The 1,277-nt window shown below is 59.7% G+C and carries 1 protein-coding gene and 1 pseudogene; both read right to left on the reverse strand.

Going from position 1 to position 1,277, the window contains the following annotated elements; genetic code table 11:
- Positions 1–73: 73 nt before the first annotated feature.
- On the reverse strand, positions 74–607 hold the full coding sequence (locus IWX63_RS16630) for a hypothetical protein (protein WP_199279256.1): 534 nt from the start codon (positions 605–607) through the stop codon (positions 74–76).
- A 62-nt stretch (positions 608–669) separates the two neighbouring features.
- A pseudogene (locus IWX63_RS16635) lies at positions 670–1,194 on the reverse strand (recombinase family protein); the annotation flags it as partial.
- Between the last annotated feature and the right edge of the window lie 83 nt (positions 1,195–1,277).

Below are 1,277 nucleotides of genomic sequence, written 5' to 3' on the forward strand. Positions count from 1 at the left end.
CTCGTCTGGGTAAGGCTTTGGCACAACAACATCCTTCCAGGCCCGCCTTCCGGCAAGCCAGATCAGATGTCACCTATCCGTGCAGCAGACCCGTGGACTTCCTGCTGAGGTCATCGCCAAGGTTCTCCTCGAGTACTGTGCCGTCGGCCAATGTGTATCCGTATTGACCATCGACACCGCCGAGGGCGTCAGTGTAGTTCGGGCCCCAGTCGGCTACGTGGTAGACGGAAAGGTCCTGGAACTCGTAGGCAGTACCGTCCTCGTCATAGACGGTGACCAGGTAGACAGACACGTCTTCTGTGCCCTGCCTGTTGTCGATGCCGACTTTCGCGTAGCTGACTGGGTCGATTTTCAAGTCGGTCCGTAGTTGCTCTACCTCGGGTGGTCCGGCTGTAGGGATTTCGACGGTGAGCGTTGCTCCGTAGGAGGTTGTCGCTGTGAAGGCTTGGCCGAGTTCGTAAGTCTCCGTACTGCTTTCTGCTGTCGCCGAAGGCGCTGGAGTGCTTATGGTGGTGGGCGCGTCATCCCCCGTCGAGTCCGCCGAACACCCCACAAGCGAAAGGGTGGCGACTAGGGAGAGCATGGTGAGAGCGTGGATGCGGCGCATGAAACTTCCTCGGTCATGACGGCTGAAGTATTCAGGCTACGTCTAGATACGAGCTGTGCAATTCAATCGGATTGATGAGTCGAAATCCACTGTCGTGCGTCGAGGTTCGCGATGCGGCGGTAGAGGGTGGCCCGTGACATGCCGAGGTCCCGGGCGACGTGGGATGCGGGCTGGCCTTGTTCGATGAGCCGGCGGGCGTTGGCGATCTGGCTGTCGCTGAAGATGGGACGTCGTCCGCCGAGGTCCATGCCAGCGTCGCGGCGTTTGGTGTTGGAGTCGTTGACGCGTTCTCGTTTAATGTCCAGTTCCATCTGGGCCAGGGCAGCCATGACAGTGAAGACCATGGACCCCATCGGAGTGCCGGTGTCCACGTTCCCACCGCCAAGGTTCAACACCCGCAGGTGAGCTCCGAGGTCCCGGAGCTGTTCGGAAAGGTCGAGCATGTTCGTGGTGGAGCGTCCGAGCCGGTCCAGGGTGGTGATGACCAAAGTGTCACCCTCATGTAAAGCGTCGAGGGCTTTGTCGAACTGCGGGCGGCGGGCCAAAGCACCGCTGACACCCTGGTCGATGTAAAGGGGCTCTTCACGGTTGGTGGGGAAGCGGTCTCGTGTCGTAGATAGCAAGAAGCTCGTGGCCCTGCTGAGATGAGTGTGTCTAAGCATTCATCTTG

Origin of the sequence: Arthrobacter sp. CAN_A2 (genome assembly GCF_015752045.1) — a bacterium.
Taxonomy (GTDB): domain Bacteria; phylum Actinomycetota; class Actinomycetes; order Actinomycetales; family Micrococcaceae; genus Arthrobacter_D.

Bases quoted from the DNA above. Each gene is read 5' to 3' on its own strand.
- IWX63_RS16630 (WP_199279256.1), bottom strand. From the start codon at position 607: ATGCGCCGCATCCACGCTCTCACCATGCTCTCCCTAGTCGCCACCCTT.